This window comes from Bacteroides sp. AM41-16, from assembly GCF_003603495.1.
GTDB lineage: Bacteria > Bacteroidota > Bacteroidia > Bacteroidales > Bacteroidaceae > Bacteroides > Bacteroides uniformis.
This window is the reverse complement of the sequence record NZ_QTNE01000008.1, coordinates 147,596-166,129: the sequence shown is the minus strand read 5'-3', so window position 1 is coordinate 166,129 and position 18,534 is coordinate 147,596. Positions and strand designations below refer to the sequence as shown.

14 protein-coding genes are annotated in these 18,534 nt (G+C 49.4%); all 14 read right to left on the bottom strand.

Annotated elements, in window-relative coordinates:
- Positions 1 to 29: 29 nt before the first annotated feature.
- Positions 30 to 725: a tyrosine-protein phosphatase gene (locus DW896_RS09570; RefSeq protein WP_004293529.1), complete on the bottom strand. Its 696-nt coding sequence runs from the start codon at positions 723 to 725 to the stop codon at positions 30 to 32.
- Positions 726 to 814: 89 nt separating this feature from the next.
- A complete protein-coding gene (locus DW896_RS09565; protein ID WP_004293530.1) occupies positions 815 to 1,048 on the bottom strand; it encodes a hypothetical protein in 234 nt (77 codons plus the stop codon).
- A 79-nt stretch (positions 1,049 to 1,127) separates the two neighbouring features.
- Positions 1,128 to 3,545 (bottom strand): polysaccharide biosynthesis tyrosine autokinase, encoded by a 2,418-nt coding sequence (locus tag DW896_RS09560; protein WP_004293531.1) that lies wholly within the window; start codon positions 3,543 to 3,545, stop codon positions 1,128 to 1,130.
- Between the two features lie 14 nt (positions 3,546 to 3,559).
- On the bottom strand, positions 3,560 to 4,351 hold the full coding sequence (locus tag DW896_RS09555; RefSeq protein ID WP_004293532.1) for a polysaccharide biosynthesis/export family protein: 792 nt from the start codon (positions 4,349 to 4,351) through the stop codon (positions 3,560 to 3,562).
- Between the two features lie 13 nt (positions 4,352 to 4,364).
- Positions 4,365 to 5,486 (bottom strand): MraY family glycosyltransferase, encoded by a 1,122-nt coding sequence (locus DW896_RS09550; protein WP_004293533.1) that lies wholly within the window; start codon positions 5,484 to 5,486, stop codon positions 4,365 to 4,367.
- A 34-nt stretch (positions 5,487 to 5,520) separates the two neighbouring features.
- On the bottom strand, positions 5,521 to 5,916 hold the full coding sequence (locus tag DW896_RS09545) for a hypothetical protein (protein WP_004293534.1): 396 nt from the start codon (positions 5,914 to 5,916) through the stop codon (positions 5,521 to 5,523).
- 272 nt (positions 5,917 to 6,188) lie between these two features.
- Positions 6,189 to 6,737 (bottom strand): UpxY family transcription antiterminator, encoded by a 549-nt coding sequence (locus tag DW896_RS09540; protein WP_004293535.1) that lies wholly within the window; start codon positions 6,735 to 6,737, stop codon positions 6,189 to 6,191.
- Positions 6,738 to 7,601: 864 nt separating this feature from the next.
- Positions 7,602 to 8,702 (bottom strand): IS4 family transposase, encoded by a 1,101-nt coding sequence (locus DW896_RS09535; protein ID WP_278966791.1) that lies wholly within the window; start codon positions 8,700 to 8,702, stop codon positions 7,602 to 7,604.
- Between the two features lie 500 nt (positions 8,703 to 9,202).
- The gene (locus DW896_RS09530; protein ID WP_004303991.1) at positions 9,203 to 9,955 is read right to left on the bottom strand and encodes a hypothetical protein; all 753 of its coding nucleotides are present in this window, start codon (positions 9,953 to 9,955) and stop codon (positions 9,203 to 9,205) included.
- A 128-nt stretch (positions 9,956 to 10,083) separates the two neighbouring features.
- Positions 10,084 to 10,485, bottom strand: a complete 402-nt coding sequence (locus tag DW896_RS09525) for a hypothetical protein (RefSeq protein ID WP_004293537.1) — start codon at positions 10,483 to 10,485, stop codon at positions 10,084 to 10,086.
- A 20-nt stretch (positions 10,486 to 10,505) separates the two neighbouring features.
- Complete coding sequence (locus DW896_RS09520; protein ID WP_117589671.1) at positions 10,506 to 11,396, bottom strand: DUF5106 domain-containing protein; 891 nt, start codon at positions 11,394 to 11,396, stop codon at positions 10,506 to 10,508.
- A gap of 71 nt (positions 11,397 to 11,467) precedes the next feature.
- Positions 11,468 to 14,656 (bottom strand): hypothetical protein, encoded by a 3,189-nt coding sequence (locus DW896_RS09515; protein WP_004293539.1) that lies wholly within the window; start codon positions 14,654 to 14,656, stop codon positions 11,468 to 11,470.
- A 30-nt stretch (positions 14,657 to 14,686) separates the two neighbouring features.
- Positions 14,687 to 16,969: a fimbrial protein gene (locus tag DW896_RS09510; RefSeq protein ID WP_004303990.1), complete on the bottom strand. Its 2,283-nt coding sequence runs from the start codon at positions 16,967 to 16,969 to the stop codon at positions 14,687 to 14,689.
- A 6-nt stretch (positions 16,970 to 16,975) separates the two neighbouring features.
- Positions 16,976 to 18,529, bottom strand: a complete 1,554-nt coding sequence (locus tag DW896_RS09505; RefSeq protein WP_004303989.1) for a fimbrial protein — start codon at positions 18,527 to 18,529, stop codon at positions 16,976 to 16,978.
- Positions 18,530 to 18,534 lie beyond the last annotated feature (5 nt).

The following is an 18,534-nucleotide window of genomic DNA, read 5'->3' as shown; positions in this document are numbered from 1 at the left end:
TTGGCTATCCATAGCCGCAATAATCTTGACTATAAATCAAGCAGTTTTTGTACGTTTCTTGTAACGCTTGTACAAATGAACTTTTGAAATATACTGTAACTGTGAATATCTGTCCCTATATAAGCAATAGCCTGTTCTCTCATAAGAAACATGGCCTTTTTCTTAATCCGGTTGCCATACATACCCGCTATTGATGGAAGATTAATCTGGAATTTCACACCCATGTCTTTTAGCTGTCGGTAATCCGATTCATCCATATAAGCATAACGCTCCGGATGGGCGAGAACAGGGTGGTATCCTTTAGATTTGATGCGAAGCAGGATATTTTTCAAGCCCATCGGAGGACTGAAATAAGAGGTTTCCACCAGCAGGTGGTCGCCATTCTCGCCTAAAGGTAGCAGGTCATTCTTTCCCAGCCGTTCCTCAAAGAGATTGTCAAGCATGTTTTCCGCTGCAAGGTGCAGTTGTACGCCACCTGTGTAAGCAGCCTGCAATTCTGCAAAACGGTCGCGAAGATGGGCAGTCGTATTGGGAATGTCTTCCATGATGTGCGGTGTGAGCCATACGGATTTGATCCCTTGCTCCTCATACAAACGTAGAATTTCCAAAGATTCGTCCATCGTTTGTACACCGTCATCCACGCCCGGAAGAATATGCGAATGATAGTCTGTAAAACCGATTAGCTTTATTATATTTTGTTTTTCCCTTTTTTTAAAAAACCACATATAATGACATAAAACTTTTTAATCATTCCCGATTCCACATGACATATATGCGGAATCCGGGAATGAATTGATTGTCCCGGTGATAAACTTCACCACCAGTTTCGCTTGCCGAAATGATTTATCAACCCGGCCCCAACACAAGCTAAACCGATACAGATAGCCGCAGGAGGACAGATAAATCCACCAGCCAATACTCCGGCTTTTGTTGCGGCAACCACTCCGACTCCTTTGGTAATCAATGCTGTTTTACCAAATACACCTACAGTAACCATACCCGCACCGAATAAGGTCGCTTTGTCTTCTGTAAAATCGTTCTGTGCCATAGTTGTGATTTTTAGTGAAACAATAGGGAAATCAAATTTACATTCTTACTCCGTATTTAATTGCTTGATAATCAACGATTTACTCTATATATTTTTCATCGGAACCATAGTGATATTCCGAACCGTAACCATAGTGATAACCATACCGATAGCCATAACGGTATCCGTAGCGACCACCGCTTCCCTCGGTTCCATTCAGGATCAGGGACATGTTCTTGTATTTTTTCTCCCCGTAGATTTTCTCCAGTTCAGCAAGCATACTCAGTTCAAGCAATCCTGCACGAACCACGAAAATAGTACGGTCAGCCAGCTTCTCGATTATCTGCGTGTCGGCCACCAGTTCGATGGGCGGACAGTCAATCAGCACATATTCGTATTGTTCCCTTACGGTATCTATTACCTGTTTCAGCCGGTCGTCGAACAACAGTTCGGTGGGGTTGGGAGGTATGGTGCCGACAGGAAGGATGTCCAGATATTTCTGTTTCGGATTGGTGACAATTATTTCATTGAGATTGTCAATCCTGCCGCCAAGATAGTCGCTCAACCCCTTGGTAGGAGAGTCGATATAGGATGACGCAGAGCCGTGACGCAGGTCACCGTCGATTACCAACACTTTCTTCCCTTTAATGGCAAAGCTCACGGCGATATTCATGGTCAGGAACGACTTGCCGCTGCCCGGATTGAACGAGGTCACGATGATGACATTCGATGCCTTATCCTTGCCAGTCATGAACTCCAAGTTGGTACGCAATACACGGAATGCCTCGTTGATGATGTCACGGCTGCCCTCCTTGACAACAATGGCCCTGACTTCCTGTGGTTTCTTTCTGAATATTCCTTTCTTCTTTCTTGTGAACAGCGGAATTTCACCGATGAACGGTACGGTTACGCTTTCCAGATCTTTTCTTCCCCGTACACGGGTATTCATGTTCTCACATATAAAGATAATGACTACCGGAATAAGCAGTCCCAAAGCACACGCGACCATTAAGATGTTTTTGCGCACGGGTGACATCGGCAACATGCTACCGTGGGGCGGGGCAACAATACGGGTATTGTAGGCCGTAAATGCCTGTGAGAGTTCGTTCTCCTCACGCTTTTGCAGTAAGAACAAATAAAGAGCCTCCTTTACCTTCTGCTGGCGTTCCACCGAGAGCAGGTATTTGGCTTGTGTAGGGTTAGCTGCTATACGTGATGTTGTCTGTTGCTCCGTCTGCCGCAAACTTTTTATCTGCGAATTCAAGGTTACTATCTGATTGTCGATAGACCTGATTATCGCCCCACGCATGGATGCCAGGGCCTGATCCATATCAACGACCAGCGGATTTTCCGTACTACTGTTCGCAACCAGGCTGTTGCGCTGCAACAGTTGTTTGTTGTATTCGGCAATCTGCGATTCAATATTGGCGCTTTCAATGCCGGAATTGGCCGGAAGCAGTTGGGTACGGTTGGCGTCATTGGACAAATAGTTCCGGATGTAGCGGGTCATGTAGAGCTGGTTGTTCAAAGCCAGAATCTGCGCATTCGTCTGGCTGCTCTGCGCCATATACATGCTCGAAGCCGCCTGCACGTCGGGTAACAGATGTTCGGACTTGTAGGATGAAATGTCCTCGTCCACGTTGCCCAGTTCCTGTTCGATTACGCCCAAACGCTCGTTGATGAACATCGAGGTGCTGATAGCGATCTGGTTCTTGTCCTTCACCCAGTTCTCATTATAAACGGAAATCAACATGCTCAATACATCCTCCGCCCGTTGTACAGAATTATCCCTGAATGACAGGTCGATAACTGACGCTTTCTCATTATTCAATGAAACGGACAGATTGGACGAGCAGGAGTTTACAGCATCATACAAACTGGATTTACCTACATACAATGTGTATGTCTCGCCTTTCACATAATTGGGGGTTGCATGGATAATGATTTTCCCTAATGGCGTAGTGATGGAGTCGAGCAAGCGGCCCTTTATATCCTTTCCGTCGAGCTCCGTCCCGTTACGTGTAAAGTCGGATAAGAGTAATGTGCTGTCTGGCTGTACTTCCAATGTAAACCCAGCCGATTCGTTTTCAGGAAAGTCACTTATCGTTACATCCACTGGTAATGTCAGTCCATAGGCCACCTGACGGTGGAATTTCCCCGGAACGAAGTAATTCATATCCAAACGAAATCGTTTAACTACCTCGGTCATTAAAGCCGGCGACTGAAAGGTGATGAGTTCGTTATTTACATTGGTGCTGGACTGGAACAACCCAAACTCCGAAAAGGATTCCAGATCCGGGGAAACCGACTTGCCTTTGGAATCCTCCTTGATCAACACCGAAGCAGTGCGTGTATATACGGCAGGGGTACACAGCAGATAGACAGCAGCAACACCTGTCGTTATCGCCAAAGACAGGACGAACCACTTCCACCTCGCGAGGCACAGGTACAACAGATCCTGTATCCGCAGGAAATCATCCGGCTGTCCCGGTTTTGTATTCTTTTGATTTACGGCCATATCAGATTCTATATTTATTTCACGATCAACACGGTAATGGTGGTCAGCAGCGAGGCCAACGATAACCAAAAAGAGGTAGACCGCACGTTGTTCCCATTGACTGTCGATTGTCTTGCCCTGACCGAGTTAGGTTCGACATAAACAATATCGTTCTGTTGCAGGTAGTACACGGGAGAAGCATAAAGGTCATATCCCGAATTCAGATTGACCCGGTACAGGGTCTTTTTGCCGTTTTCCTCCCGCTGTACCAGCACGTTCTCCCGTTTCCCGTAGACGGTAAGGTCCCCGGCCATGCTTAAAGCGTCCAGGAGCGTCAGCCTGTCCTTGTCGATATTGAAACGTCCGGGGTTGGCGACCTCACCCAACACGGAAACGGTCAGGTTCATGAATTCCACTGTTACTACCGGATCTTTTACGAGGTTTTTCGAGATCAACTCTTCTTTTATGCACAAGGCAATCTCCTCGCGTGTCATTCCCGCCACATGGATATGCCCCAGCACGGGAAAATCGATATTTCCATCCTTGTTTATCGTGTATCCTGACATTCCTTGATTGTTGGATGCTTCTGATCTTATACCGATTTGTCGGGATATAATCGGAAGGTTGAAAAGGTCCATCAACAAAGGGTCTTTGCTGTTGACCAATATGGAAATCTTGTCTTCGGGACGTACCCTGATTTCCAATGGATTAAGAACCTGCTCTGCCATACCCGGTTTCAGGTCCGTAAAATAAGCGACTTTCGGCGCGGCACATGATCCTAGCAGGGAAGCCACGGTCAATAAGAGTAAAATGTATCTGATTTTCATATTTCATTGATTTTTATTTGTTGGTTGCCTGTCTCGACTGAAGCTGTCCGATACGTTTCGTCAGTCGGATATTGGTGAAAGTCCATATCAGGATATCGACTAGTACGATCCAGTTTACATTCAGATAAAGGGAGAGAAGAATATTAAACAGTATGAATACGGTCGATACGGATATGACGATAATCATGACACTTCGCTGCTGCATTCCGACAGCAAGTAGTTTATGGTGGATATGGTTCTTATCCGGCAAGAACGGGTTCTTTCCGTTGCGTACCCGATGCAGATAAACCCGGACCACATCACAGCAAGGAATCAGCAGCGGGGAGAATGCCAGCACCATCGGATTTATATGTACCGTATTATCATCTGTCCCACACATAGTCAACTTGAGACTGAGAAGACAGAGCATCATGCCAACGGTCAGGCTGCCTGTGTCACCCATGAAAATCTTTTTTCCGTGCTCGGCATTCCCGAAAACATTGTAATAAAAGAACGGCACTAACACCCCTAATGTGGCGAACGCCAGCATGGCATATATATACTGGTGAAACATAAGAAAAGTCAACCCATAAAGCAAACAGGCAATACTGCATAGCCCGGAAGCCAGTCCGTCAATGCCATCGATCAGGTTGATGGCATTGATGATGAAGACCACGAACAGAATGGTCAGAGGATACCCCAGCCATAATGGAACCGAATGAATGCCTAGAATGCCGTACAGGTTATCGATATATATACCACCGGCGATAAGCATCATGCCGCACAGAATCTGGATAACGAACTTGGCTCGATAACGGATGCCGATCAAGTCATCGGCCATGCCAACCAGATACAGAACCATGATGGAGCAGAAGGCGAAAGCCAAGGGCCGAACATCGTTCTCGATTTCGGACAACATCTCCGAATGCCCCATAACCATATTGATCCCCAGCAACAAGGCTACGGTGAAAAACACTACCGGCTTGAATGCGATGCCGCCCAACCGGGGCACGGCACAATGATGAATCTTCCGTTCGTCGGGAAGGTCGAATAACCGCTTGCGGAAAGCGATCAACAAAATCTGGGGAATGATGATACCCGCACAGAACACACAGATCAGGAATGCAATACTGCAATTAACTATCCAAAAAATCATATTATGTCAGAATTTGTTCTTTACTTGTGCAAAGTCATGGAAGAGAAGAGAATTTCATCACCTCTTTTTTGTGCCATTCCTTGTACCGCTTCATCGAGATTCCTATCCCAACAAGTTCCCTGTACCCTGATACTTTCTTTCTGAAGATGTGATTTTTGCCGTAAGCCTGGAGTTCGTCATCCGAGATGCTGACCATTAAAACGGGAAATGGGTAAACTTTATGCCTGAGTACAGTTACATCGTGTGTCACGAACAGCTGACTCAATTGGTAGGCGGATTCTTCGAATGCGTGCCAATAGTCACCTGCTCCATACAGACGAATGAATCGTCCGGTTGTATCTTCTGTGTGAATGATGTCGAACAGGCATGTTTCGATGAGTTCCATCAATGGCATCCAGCAAGGCTCAGTTCCGGAATTGTAACCATTCATTACTTTCAAAAATGTTTCATCCGTTGTCGGGAATTAGCGTATATTCAATTTTACAAAGCCAGAAATGCAGGTTTTATCCTCATTGTAACATGCGCCGGGCTGTTCTGTACAGATGCATTTGTCAAAACAGATAACAGAAACCAGTACTCATCTTGTTCCGGAGCATAACCTTTAATATCCGCAGCTCGTCCGGCAGGTCATAATCAATGCACACCGCTTTAACTTTGGACCATATATCATCCAAAATAGAGTCGGGCTTACATATCATTATTTTATAATAGCCTGATATATTCGGGATTGACTTCCACCCCTACGGAAAAGAACTCGGGCAGCTCCACTAACAGACGTTTCGTTTTCGACCCGCGTACAGTCAGCAATTTTCCTTCATAACCGTCCAAAGGACCGCCTACAATACGGATGTGCCGTCCGCACATAGAGGGTGTCAATTCGCCAGGAAGATAATATTTCGGATTTTTCGACACACTTACAGCATGTATGAACCGCTCCATGTCCGCATCAGCGACAGTCATCGGATTTTTGTAACCACCTCCCTTCTGGAAACGATACTGTATCGTGGGATACTTTTCCACAAACGGATCAATAGCTTCCTGGGTATCATGAACAAAAAGCAAATCCTGGATAAAGGGAACTTCTTCCCGAGTCCGTTTGCCGCCATGAACACTCAACTGCTCTTTCATGGGAGTGAACACCTCGAAATGCTCGTTCAACAGTTGCTTGTATGCGGGCAACTTGGCATTGGCCCGTTTAAGGTCGCGCATCACGTACCAGCATGTCTGTTTTTCACCTTCCGAAGTAGCCATATTTTGGATTTAGGACAATTCTTCTAATCCTGCAAGATTGTAAATTATACTACATATCAAGCAGTTACAAACATTCTTTTCAAAAGCTGGAGAATAACTTCCCATGTCAGTATATCTGTTCATGTTTACACCATAAAAGATTCCGTTATCTCACACATGCACAAAATCTCTGAAGCCGTTTCCGGCTCCATCTTCTGCTACTTCTCTCCATAAGAGAAGTATTTGAATATAAAATTGGTTGTAATCAGCTAGTAAACAATATTTGTTTTATTTGCTTGGAAGACGATTCACTTAACAACTGTTGAGTAAAACCTATAACATCTGTTTGAAATGAGGCACTCGGTTGAAAATTATATCATTTTTATATTGTTATTTTCAGTGAATTGTATAATTTTGTATCCCAAATACTTCTCTTATGGAGAGAACGGAATTTTTGTCGAACAATCTCTCTATATAACTTACACTCAGACTTATTTGTAACAAAACCTTTTTTGCTTCATTATTGTTAGTCTGAACTTATCGGTCATACACTTCCCAATAATTAGACGTTTTCATACTATATATTATGTACCACTTTACAGCGCATGACGAGGATACTTGTTTTCATGCCAAATTTTTGTCACTTCATGCTAAGTAAGTCTAAACGGGTTTCAAATGGGCTACGTTCTGTAGATAAGGAGCAAGTTTTCTTTTACCCGCATTTAATTGCTTATTTCCTCTATAAACAGAGAAAAAATTTTTGTTTTCCCCAACAGATAGTAAGTAACTTAACTCTATCTGTTTATAGAGAAAGTATGGCGAAGTTGGAAGAAAGTTGGTTGACAGTAAATTGGTATATAGATTCCTTGTTTTTATAAATCAAGGCTAAGTACATGACAAAAAATCAAACACATTGATTTTACTTGGTCTGAAAGGATTGAGGAGAGCGTCAGCGATGAAGTTCAGACCGTACTTGACAAGGCTGATTGCACGCCTCCCGTTGTTGAGAACCCTGACAGCCTTGACTTTGATGTTGGCGGCAATGCCAACACAGTAGGCCCAGGTATAGGCAATAATAACAACCCCGAAGAGTTGCTCGATACGATTGATATGAACCATATGCGTGTCCTCGATATTGAATCCGCTGGATTTCAGGCCCTTAAACATGGTCTCGATAGTCCATCTTTCCTTATATGCCGGGAGGGCTTCCTCCGGGCGGCAGAAGGAAACGAGGATCTGCGGTTCGGGCTTTCCGGTCTTGTCCTTGATAACGGCACCGGACAGATAGCAGAGTTCTCCACAGATACGATAGATACGATACAGGACGCGTTCCTCTCCATGTTTGAGATTGGCGAAGATGTGCTGGGCCCGTATATTTCTGTTGGTTCTTGGGTCTTCCACCCAGAAGTTGTCGCGGATGCGGATATGGTACTGGATAGCGTTGTCGTTGAGCCATTTGAACCACTCATTACCGACAAACTCACGGTCCGCTACCAGGCATTTGATACTGTCACGACCGAACAGGCGGATGAACCGCTGCATGATATTGATTCGTTCCTTGCAATTGGAGTTTCCCCGCTTGGGCAGCAGTCTGAACAGGATGGGGAACGACATATGATCGTAAGCTATGCCCAGAACTAACGCATTGATATTCACCTCTCCGAACTTCCAGTTCGTGCGGTCCATCGTGAGCGTGTATGGGCCATCGGACGGGATGCGCGACTTGAGATACCCCGCAACGGCATCCAGGTCCAGGACCATCTGCGACATGAAGCGTTGGATGCGGCGGAAGCAGGATTCCCGTGAAGCCTTGCTGTCAAATGCCCCTGCCAGTTTGGAAAGGCATACCGTCTGCACGGCGCAGAGTGCTCCGAGCAGCATGGACAGGCATTTGATGTGGGCAAGATTCATGGATACTTTGAATATCGGTAGGATTACCGAGAAAATTTCACTACTTTTGTGCGGGACCTTGAGGTTTCGTAACATGGTAATAATGTGGAAGTTATATACCTTAAAGTTACGAGATTTTGAGGTCTTTTGCAAATATAATTAATTGATAATCAATAATTCACGACAGGATTTTTCAATTTTTGTCATGTACTAAAAAATCAAGGTATAATGCTGGGTCCCCAATAACAGTATTTTGAGAGAAGATGTAGTATTTATCTGTATTTATCGCAACCGGATATTAAAAAATGTCCATGATGCTTGGGGGTTCCCCAAAAGTTGATAGTCGATTGAATAAGATTGTCAGCTGCGTTGAACCTAAATCGTTATCCGATATTATGCAACACTTAGGATTAAAAGACAGAAAAAAAATGCGATGAATGTCCATCTAACCTTGATGATTATTAGAGAGAGTGTATTGAAAAATGACAGAATCGGATAATCCTGCAAATCATTTTGATAGTAGGTATCCTAATTGAATTTTGTCAGACTGTCTATGACAGCTTATCTTCCGCAACGGAGCGGCATACGAAAGCCGGTTATTTATTTTGTTTTCCTTTTTTCTGGACGATTTCGTTGTGCTTTTCGACCAGTTCGGGGAAATTCCTTCTGATGAACTGCCCGAACGAGCAGTCGTTGAACCCGAACCGCCTGGCCAACGACTTCACGCTTTCGGTTGTCGTGCCGTACAGGTGCATGGCCTCGCTGTATTTCTCCATGCTGCGGCGGGACACCGCGCCGCCCGTATCCGTCCTGACCATTCCCTTCCGGGCATACAGTTCCGGCTCGTGTTCCTTCAGGTAGCTGCGGAACGCTTCGGGTTGCAGCCCGAACTCGGCGGCGACCTGTGCCGTCGGCAGCCCGCTTTCTTTCAGCCGGCGGATGGCTTCGGCATATTTGGCCTTTGTCGCGGGGTTGTATTTCCGGACTTTAGACCAGTCCACTAGCCGCCCTTCCTCGTAGGGGATATTCTTCCGCCTGCATACCAGGTCCAGATGCCACCTTTGCAGGTGCTCGTAGAATCCCTTCTTCGACACTCCCGTCTTCCCGGCTATCCGTGCGGCCGACATGGGTGTCGTGGCATACAGATGCACCGCTTCGGCATACTTCTCCACCAACTCCGGAGAGGGGGCGTGCACGGTACCCCGACCGGTGATTTCCCCTTTCCGCTGCCGTCGGAGAGCCTTCTTGCGTATCCTGATGCGCCGCTTCACCAGATCCTTATGGTAGAACAACAGGTGCTGTTCCAGTCCGGTATAGGAAAGCCCGCAGGAGTCGGCAACCTCCGGCACCGTGACATACGAGTTACCCTGCAAGAGCCTGACGGCCTCAGCATACTATTCCTTGCAGGAGCGGCGCGTGCCGCGCGGCAGCCCGTCACCGATACCCAGCCAATCGCGCACCTTCTCGCGCCATTCGATTATCTCGGGGTAGTGCGTACACGGCTGCCTGCCCAGATTCGTGCCTTCCAACCCGAATTTACGTGCAATCCGATATGCTCCATGCTCCCGCACGCCTCGATGGTATCCTTGTATTTGACACGGGTAGCGGGCAACTGTCCCCGGAGCTGTCCCAACTTAATCTGCCCGGCCTCTTCTTTGCTGCACAGTATAGCGTAACGGGCCAGCACGAGTTCACGGTGGTACTTGGTCAGGTAACACCGGAAACCCGATTCTGTCACTTCGCAGATACGGCATATCTCACAGCCGGAAAGCTCCGTGGAAGCGTACATCTCGATCGCTCGGCGGTATTTCTCCTCCGTCTCCGGCCTGATGCCCCTGAAACGGTTGCTCTCCTTACTGTCTTTTCCGGATGTCTTCATAGGCTTTCATGAGGCATCTTTCAGGACAACCGTTCTTCCACCTGCTCGAACGAAGCGTCCTTGAGTATCACCCGTTTTTCCGCATCGAGCAGGTAAAGGGCCGGTATCGCCTTGAGGTCGTACACCTGTTCACGGGTAAGCCGCTGGCCCTCGTCATAGCCGTCAATCCAGCTCTTGAGAAAATCCGCCTTTTCCCATGCGGGGGTCTTTCCCTCCACGCATACGGAAAGCAGTTTCAGGCGACCGGACTCCAACAGCCCGTTCACAACCGGGGACAAGGAAAGCAATTCCTTCACCCGGCGGCAGTCCTCGCAATCGGGGTCGTTGAAGTAAACCAGCACGTAGTCGGCCTTTATGCCGGAGAGCTGCCTGCGCCTGCCGTCCCGGCAAGTGACGGTGAAATCCGCCGCCACGTCTCCCGGACGGTTCTTCATGGCTATTTCCAACAGGTAGCGGGGACGTATCTTGTCCGTATCGGACAGGCAGGGGTTGTCCAGCAGTGCCCGCAATACGAGGATATGCAGTTCCTCGTCATGCATGGGCGAATTGGGCTCGTAGAGGTACTTGTCACTCAGCCCGATGAAGTGATACAGCATCTCCTGTCCGGTTGCGGCGCGGCGGAAAAGAGTATCGATGGCAGCCTGTGCCCGGTCGGTATAGGGCAGGATGCCGAGGAAATCGACAAAGGCCTGCTCGGTGATTTCAGGACGGGAGATGAGCGACGTATCGGCAAAATCGAAGTGGTCCCAGTAATGCAGGGACAAGTACGCCGCCCTGTCTTCAGGCGCCGTCAGCGTGACAGGCACGTCGGGCAGACGGAATTCCTTGGTTTTCTGCTGTTGGGCATGTGAACAGGAAACGAGACTCATGCCCAAAAGACAGGCGAAAAAAGTATGATTCAGCATCTTCATATCTTATGTTGTTAAAAAGGCGCCGGATGTGGAAACGTCCGGTGCCGTTGCATATACCGGTTCGGAAAATCTCATTCGCCGGCAGACGGTTCAAGTACGATGTGCGGACTGGCAAACAGGCTGGACAGGCTCGGGTATGTCGCATGATAAACCATGCCTCCGTCACCTGTGTAATGCAGTTCCACCTCGTCCGTGTACCAGTTAAACTCATATTCCTTGCGAAGCCGAAGTTCGTACTGGCCGTCGGCTGTTACGCTTACCGACCCGATACGGCTTCCGTTGCGGGTACGCTCGAAGGATACGAAAGCATCCTTCGGTATGTTTTGCACCACGCCGGCGGTATTTTTATATTGAAGCGTCCCGGCAATCGATTGGTTCGACACACGGAAAGTCTTGGAATAATACACTACCCGGCTTTCATCGGACGAAATCACGATGTCCCCGGCACTTACGACGCTATTCACAAGGAACGGCAGGGTCTTGCGTTCCCCACGCTGACTGGAGGCAATATTGTCCGTGTTAGCAATATCATCCGTACCATATCGCCGTTCCGTCTCCCGCTTGGCATCCACGGTATAGACAAAACGCCCGGGAATCGTGGGATGCGCTTTCAGTTTGGTTCCGTCCAGTCTGTTTTCCGCAAGACGGCCGGCATCGATTTTCAGCATAGGCGCGTCGATATAGATTTCGAACGCTTGGCCGAAAGGATCCACCGACTTGTTGTCAAAACCGGCAAAGCTCGTCACATCGATGCCGATATCCACCCGCTGGTCGGGTTGATATGTCCATTCCAACGGGGTGACTTTTTCCGGTATGTCTGCCGGTATGGCACCGGATGCTACCGTGCGGTCAGGCTCGTCGGCCTCTCCCTGCCAGTCGTTGTTGCCGTACTTCACGCGGGCTCCGAACCGGAACGGGGTGTAGTTGGCCAGCTCGAAAGTCGTACTGCGGTATGATCGGCCGCCATATATACCGGGATTATCCTCGTTTGCATCTTCCGGCAATACCGGTCCGAGCCGGTTGTCGTTGGAGGCGATGTGGATCACCTCGGCGCTCCGGGCACGGTTGGTCTTCATGTAGATGGAATATCTTCCGGTACCTTGCGACGGGCTGCTCAAAACTTCAGTTCTCGGTTTGAACATCAGCATACGGCCGCCTTGGGGATTGTTGGTCTGCCACCAATTGTTCGATTCATCGGGATAGAATTTGCAATCGAATGCAGTCACTCCGGCATCGGGTTCCTCACCGTCCTCGTAATAATCCAGGTATTGCGAGTAGAGCAGGAATTCGTCTTTGCCTTGCGCATTGGCAGGATTGTCGTTCCCTGTCCCTTGATCATTGTCGGACCTCTCTGCCAGCAGCATGTCAAACTGCACGTTGGCTCCTTTTTTCTGTGGAACCAGACGATAGTATATCACTTCATCTTGTACGCCCGAGCCTACGGCATCGTATTTGTTCAGTCCCTGCACCGTGATGGATACGAGATTGGTGGAGTATTTGAACTTGCGCCGCATCGTTTCGAAATATTCGGCTTCGATATAGAGCGTGCCCTCGTAGCCGTTTTCCTGATTCAATATGTTCTCGAAATAGACACGCTGGACGCCGGGACCATCGGCCGTGTAGACAAATTTGTAATCCGGCTCTTTGCCTTGATAGACGGAAGAGATTTCACCGCTGCTGTACCAGTCATTGTCCGCCTCGCGCACCACGGGCAGTTCCATGCCCGAAGCGTTGCGGATATCCAGATCGCCAACGGAAAGGTACACATTCATCGGGAACAGCTCCTTGGGACAGCTTTCGGGTATGGTGAACATGGCCGTAACATGGGCACGGTTGTTCTTGTTGGCACCGTTCCCTAAATTACCGTATATTTCCGTCCCGACCCATGCAGGCACGAAAGACTGCTTCCTGATCGTGATGACCTTGATTTTGCGTTGCAGCCGTCCCTTCTTGACAAGCAGCGTACCTTCCAGTTTCTCGTTATTTTCCAAACGAAGCAGGTGTATCTGGATATGTCCCTGTCCGACACCGTTCACGACCTCGAATTTCGTCTCGAATGTCTGCGTCGCCACCCCGTTGTCTATCCAGGAGACCGTTGCGGCATCGGCTTCGGTGATGGCTTTGTCATTTTTTCCTTTAATGGTATAATTGAGCGTGTAGCTGCCTCCGTTTTCCGTAAAGCTCTCGTCCAGTACGACAAAAGTCTTCTCTACTGTCAGGATATAGTCCGTATCTTCCACCTCGTTCACTTCATCGGAAATGGAAATCCATACGTTGTTCGTGGCTGCCGCTTCCAACGCCTCGGCAAAGGAGGCCTGACCGAAAGATAGCGCGCCCTCGATGTGAAGCTTGTAATGGTGGTTCCGGCGCACGAGGAGCTGCTCGCCCTTGTCGTCAACCAGCAGGACACGGTAGTATTTCTCTTCGTCCTGATCCGGAAGATGTCCCCGAAGAATTACGCTGACAGGGGCATCGGCACTGTTCTCGCACTCGAAGACATACTGGTTCATGCTGGATGTCACGTCCGTAATATCGCTCATCTTGGCATCGTTCACGGGAAGCGTGACGAAGGGGTCGTCGCTGGAAGGCCACGTGAAATCAAAGCCTTTCTTCGGGTGGTGCGGGGCCACCGTTCCGAAAGCGTTGGTGTTGCAGACCGCAAAGCCCGTAATCACGATATGCCCGTTATTGTCCGGGTTGTCGACGGAGATTCTCGCGTGGTTGCGGATCAGTTTGACGGAATTGCCCGAGGTGGCCATCTGTTCGGCTATATTGCTGTCGTTTCCTGCATCGCAGGCGAAACGGCCCCAATAGATCATGCGTCCGGACGAGCCCTCCAACACTGCCATGACCTCGGACTCCGACTTGTTGCGGAAACTGTCCTCCTTGAATTCATCCATATTCTGGTTGGCCAGGAAATGGATGGTCCGGGTATTTTCGGGCACCTCAGCCTTGAATGTGCCCTCCATCTCCCCCGGGCCGGGCTTCTGCACCGTGACACCGGCCTTGACGGTAGAGATGAAAAGCCCGTAACTGTCAAAGCAGAAAAGTGTCATATCTTGCACTCCGCCACCGTCAGGGTCTACCGCACGGGTGACGACTTCCTGCATCGCAGGAATTTCCGTCTTGAAATTCAGCATGATGTAGCCGTCGCGTGCCTCGGTCTGCGGATTCTGCCACAACTCGCTTTCGCTGCACGAAGCGAGCAGGGCCGATACCGCAAGCAGGGCGACAAGCTTGTCTATTATTTCCTTTATCATATTTCGTTTCTTTTTGACAGGTTTCTACGTTTATTCCTTTTTACCGTAGGCATCGCGTACACAGGCCACTCCGGTACCGCTAACGGTGTATTTCTCATTATAAAATCTTCCGCTTGCGCTGTAATAGTACTGTCCGTTCAAGCGGTAGTCTATGGCGTCTGCATCCTGGTCTTTCGAGCCCTGGAATTTAAAAATGATTTTAAGTTCGGCTTCTGTGGGCAGGCGCCAGTCATCCAAGGTAACCGTCCTATCGGTTTTCGGGTCTTTATACGTTTCTACATAATGCGCGCAGTGCTCGCGTGCAACGCGGACACTGTTGTCACTCCCGTCCAGCTTCAGGTTTCCTCCTCCAACTTGGAATTCGCCTACACAGGAACCTATCATGAATGACGGCGAGACCAATTGGGCATTGTCCTGTCCCGGATCCGTAACCATAAGTTCCGGATGGTATGTATCCTGGACCATACGTGGACGGCCAAGAGTATATTCACTGGATGTCCCTGTCAATACAATGGTGTACATTCTGCCGTTAATTTCGCTATAGCGGGATTCCCGAAGTCTGTTTGAGTTTGATGTGTAATAGTATTCATATAAATCAGACTGTCCGCTTCCATCATTCCTCAATTTTGCTACTTTTGAAACGAAGAATCCGTCCGGAGGACCTCCAAATAAACCATCTGTCCCCGTTAGGTATCTATATTCTCCGTTCCAACTGGAGATATTTCTGGTGGCAAGGGCGATTCCGGTAATTTTATCACCTACATATTCATAGGTAGTCGGGTTAGGATCTGAATTCTTGAAATCATCGCGGTACGAGTACCACCCCTGGATATTCGTGATATATTCCAACGGATACTGCTCAATGGTTACGGTACGTTCGTTGCCGTCCTCATTTGTTACCCGGACTTCGATATAACGTATCGTATTGTTCCTGGGGAGGTCGCTGTGTACATCCAGCTTGCCGTTGAGCCCCTTGTCGGGAGTAATGAGGATGTTGCCATGGCTGCGCCATCTGTATCCGGTACTCACTCCCCATTCGTTATCGTTTGGATTATCGGGGTATCTTTTCTCCAAGTTCTGTTCCCTTCCGAACTTGTCTATATAGTAAACCCGGGTAATCTGTGCCGTCACTTCCGACGAGGAGGTGAAGATCAGGCTGGTGCGGTCGTCCTCCTTGTTGTGCATTTCCAGGTCGTACCGGTTGAGCACAAGGAAAGTCGGGCGGTCCCCGCCTCCGACATTTACCGTCTCGTCTATCCAATTCTCCACGGTATATTTCAAATCCGTCAACTGCACCGGTGTGGAGGGATTTTCCGCTCCGGGGGCATTGACCGTTGCCGTTACCCTGTAGCAGGTGTTGCGGTTCAGGGCCTTGCCGTTACAGACAGGAATCTGGTAGTAGTTATCGGGACGCAGTTGCGGGTCGGTATCCTTCTGGTAAGTCAGGGGGATGTTCATCACCAGGCGCACTTCCTGCTCCATGGAACTTCCATTGTCCCAGGCATGGGCATACATGTAAGCCGTTACGGTAATTTTGTTCGCCGTCCACTCAAGATAGCCGCCGGAGGTCTGGGCGGTATTCCTCAGCTTTGCCGCACCGTCCGCACCCGCCACTACCGATGTGGTATAGGGCATATTGCGCAGGTAGTAACCTATGCCTTTGGAATCAAAAGTCACGTCTTGGCCTTTGTTGATGGTCACCACGACTTTTGCCGCTGCCCTGCGCAGCGTGACCGCCAGCCGCGTGTCATTCCCTTGCGAGCCGTCGTAGAGGACGACCGGAGCAGCAACCGCCGGTTCATCGTTCCCTTCGGGATAGGCTATGCCGTCCATGAGGAATGTTCCCGGGACACCTTCAATGTCTTTCCCTGTCAGGTGAATGTTCTCGTCCTCCTGCGTCATCGCCTTCAAGGCGTTCAGGTTCGCGAGGTTTTCAAAATCCTTTTCCGGGTGGGTGCTGTTGGCGATCAGATACACCCAATACCTCTCATTTTCCGTAAAAGACGACCGTTTTACGGGCAGTGTAATCCGTCCCGTTTCATTGGCTGACGCGTTCACCCGGTCGCTCCACACCTTCGTTTTCTCGTCGGTATCGTTGAAAATCAGCACGTCGATATGGCTCACTGCGACCTCCGCCCCTTCGGCCGGTACGGTAGCACGACTCACCGGCAACGCTCCCGACGAGATGTCGAGGATAATGCTGTTGCCGTTACCTCCTGTCTGCCCGCCGGGGAGATCGTCATCTTTGCTGCAAGCGGCAAGAAGCCATGCCGCCGCACAACAAATCATCATATTGTATATAATCCGTCTCATCGCTTGTTAGTTTGTAGGTATGTCAACCTGTTTGATTACAATCTTCTCGGTGCTCTCGCTTCCTGTCCAGTTCGTGGCTCCGCTCTGCATGTTGATCAGCAGGAGCGAGCTTCCCGAAGGATCCCACTTCGGGGTATAGGCGATGCCCAACGAGAACTGCTTGTCCACGTTCTCGCCTTTCAGTGCCCTTACCCGGATTTCGTACGCTGTATCGGAAGCCACATAAGGCGGTGTCACGAGTGTGTTGACACCATCCACGTTTTGATATACCGTCAGTTCATAGTCTGCGGCTGTGGCATCAAACAGCGTGGGCTGCCATTCCTGTCTCACAGGACCTGTGATGGTGAACCTAAAAGAGTAGGTTCCCGCTGTCGATGATGCGCCGCCATTGTAGTAAACCGTCGGCTGCGCGTAGGGGGCGGTCCCTCCACCGAAAGGTTGCAGCAGTTCATAGGAAGGGTAATCGAACTCCAACTGATAATCTCCACCGTCCTCCCAGTCGGCCACATCGTATGCGACAGTTATCTTGCCGCTGTTGTGCATCAGGCAGCATACCGCATAATACTTGTTCCTTTCAATGCGTGGCATATAGACCAGACCTTCGCGCGGCTCGCTGTCGAACGTGTAGCCGATTTTGAGGATGTTTCCATGCTCATCACCCGGTGTGTTCCACGAATCGCTGCCCCAAGGGTTCTCGAAAGGATAAAAAGGAGCCCCCAGTACAGGCGTGTAGTTTTCGGGGTTCTGCCTCTCTTCGGGCGTGATATTCGTGGCCAGCGTCTTCGTTACCGGTGCTGAAGAGGGGACGAGTGAAAACTCGCCGGTACCAGTGGCGCCTGCCAGTTTCAGCGTTTCGTCGGTCTGTGGCATCAGGTAATTATACGCACGCGTTCCGGCTTCCAGCAAGGTCAGGTCCGTTACACACAGCTCTCCTGCCTCACCTGCTTCTTTGGCCGCGAACACGCCCAACTTGCCTATGGGACGCTTCAGTTGGAACGTCAAGACATCTTCCAGCGGTGTATGCCCCGAATGGCCGGGGTCGATCGGCTGACGGTTAGAAAGTTTCGAGAAGTCGATTGTTTTGGATTCCTTGCCGAACATTGGAAGTCCGTAGGCTTGGACATCTCGTGTCAGCGTGGTAAACGTGAAATCATTTAGTTCCGCTTCCGTAGTATTTTCCGTAAAGGTTTTCTCGGCACCTGGGGTACTCATGGCCTTCTCGTTCGCGATGATGTAGAAGTCTACCGTTTCGGTAGTCAGGGAAGTCATCGTCAGATCCATCCAGAATGTAGCCGGAGTCTCCATGTCTCCGCTCCGGAACTCGTGGCCCGCCAGTTGTCCTTTTACAAAGGCATAGACACGAAGCGAGTGAATGGCCGATTCTTCGCCGGTCGGTGTGCCGTCGGTTTCGCCGACAGCGCATGTCCCTACGTTGAGCCGCACTGCCACATCGTGCCGTTCCCCGAGCGATGCGGCATCTTCCTTGACGCACCCGCACGGCAACAGGCCACAGCACACTGCTGTAACTGCCCAGTATAATATTTTTCTTGTATTCAGCATATTCT

Coding starts and splice junctions, on each gene's coding strand:
- DW896_RS09545 (WP_004293534.1), bottom strand. CDS start 5,916: ATGAATGGTTACAATTCCGGAACTGAGCCTTGCTGGATGCCATTGATG.
- DW896_RS09550 (WP_004293533.1), bottom strand. CDS start 5,486: ATGATTTTTTGGATAGTTAATTGCAGTATTGCATTCCTGATCTGTGTG.
- DW896_RS09565 (WP_004293530.1), bottom strand. CDS start 1,048: ATGGCACAGAACGATTTTACAGAAGACAAAGCGACCTTATTCGGTGCG.
- DW896_RS09515 (WP_004293539.1), bottom strand. CDS start 14,656: ATGATAAAGGAAATAATAGACAAGCTTGTCGCCCTGCTTGCGGTATCG.
- DW896_RS09540 (WP_004293535.1), bottom strand. CDS start 6,737: ATGGCTACTTCGGAAGGTGAAAAACAGACATGCTGGTACGTGATGCGC.
- DW896_RS09525 (WP_004293537.1), bottom strand. CDS start 10,485: ATGAAGACATCCGGAAAAGACAGTAAGGAGAGCAACCGTTTCAGGGGC.
- DW896_RS09520 (WP_117589671.1), bottom strand. CDS start 11,396: ATGAAGATGCTGAATCATACTTTTTTCGCCTGTCTTTTGGGCATGAGT.
- DW896_RS09570 (WP_004293529.1), bottom strand. CDS start 725: ATGTGGTTTTTTAAAAAAAGGGAAAAACAAAATATAATAAAGCTAATC.
- DW896_RS09505 (WP_004303989.1), bottom strand. CDS start 18,529: ATGCTGAATACAAGAAAAATATTATACTGGGCAGTTACAGCAGTGTGC.
- DW896_RS09510 (WP_004303990.1), bottom strand. CDS start 16,969: ATGAGACGGATTATATACAATATGATGATTTGTTGTGCGGCGGCATGG.
- DW896_RS09560 (WP_004293531.1), bottom strand. CDS start 3,545: ATGGCCGTAAATCAAAAGAATACAAAACCGGGACAGCCGGATGATTTC.
- DW896_RS09555 (WP_004293532.1), bottom strand. CDS start 4,351: ATGAAAATCAGATACATTTTACTCTTATTGACCGTGGCTTCCCTGCTA.
- DW896_RS09535 (WP_278966791.1), bottom strand. CDS start 8,702: ATGTTACGAAACCTCAAGGTCCCGCACAAAAGTAGTGAAATTTTCTCG.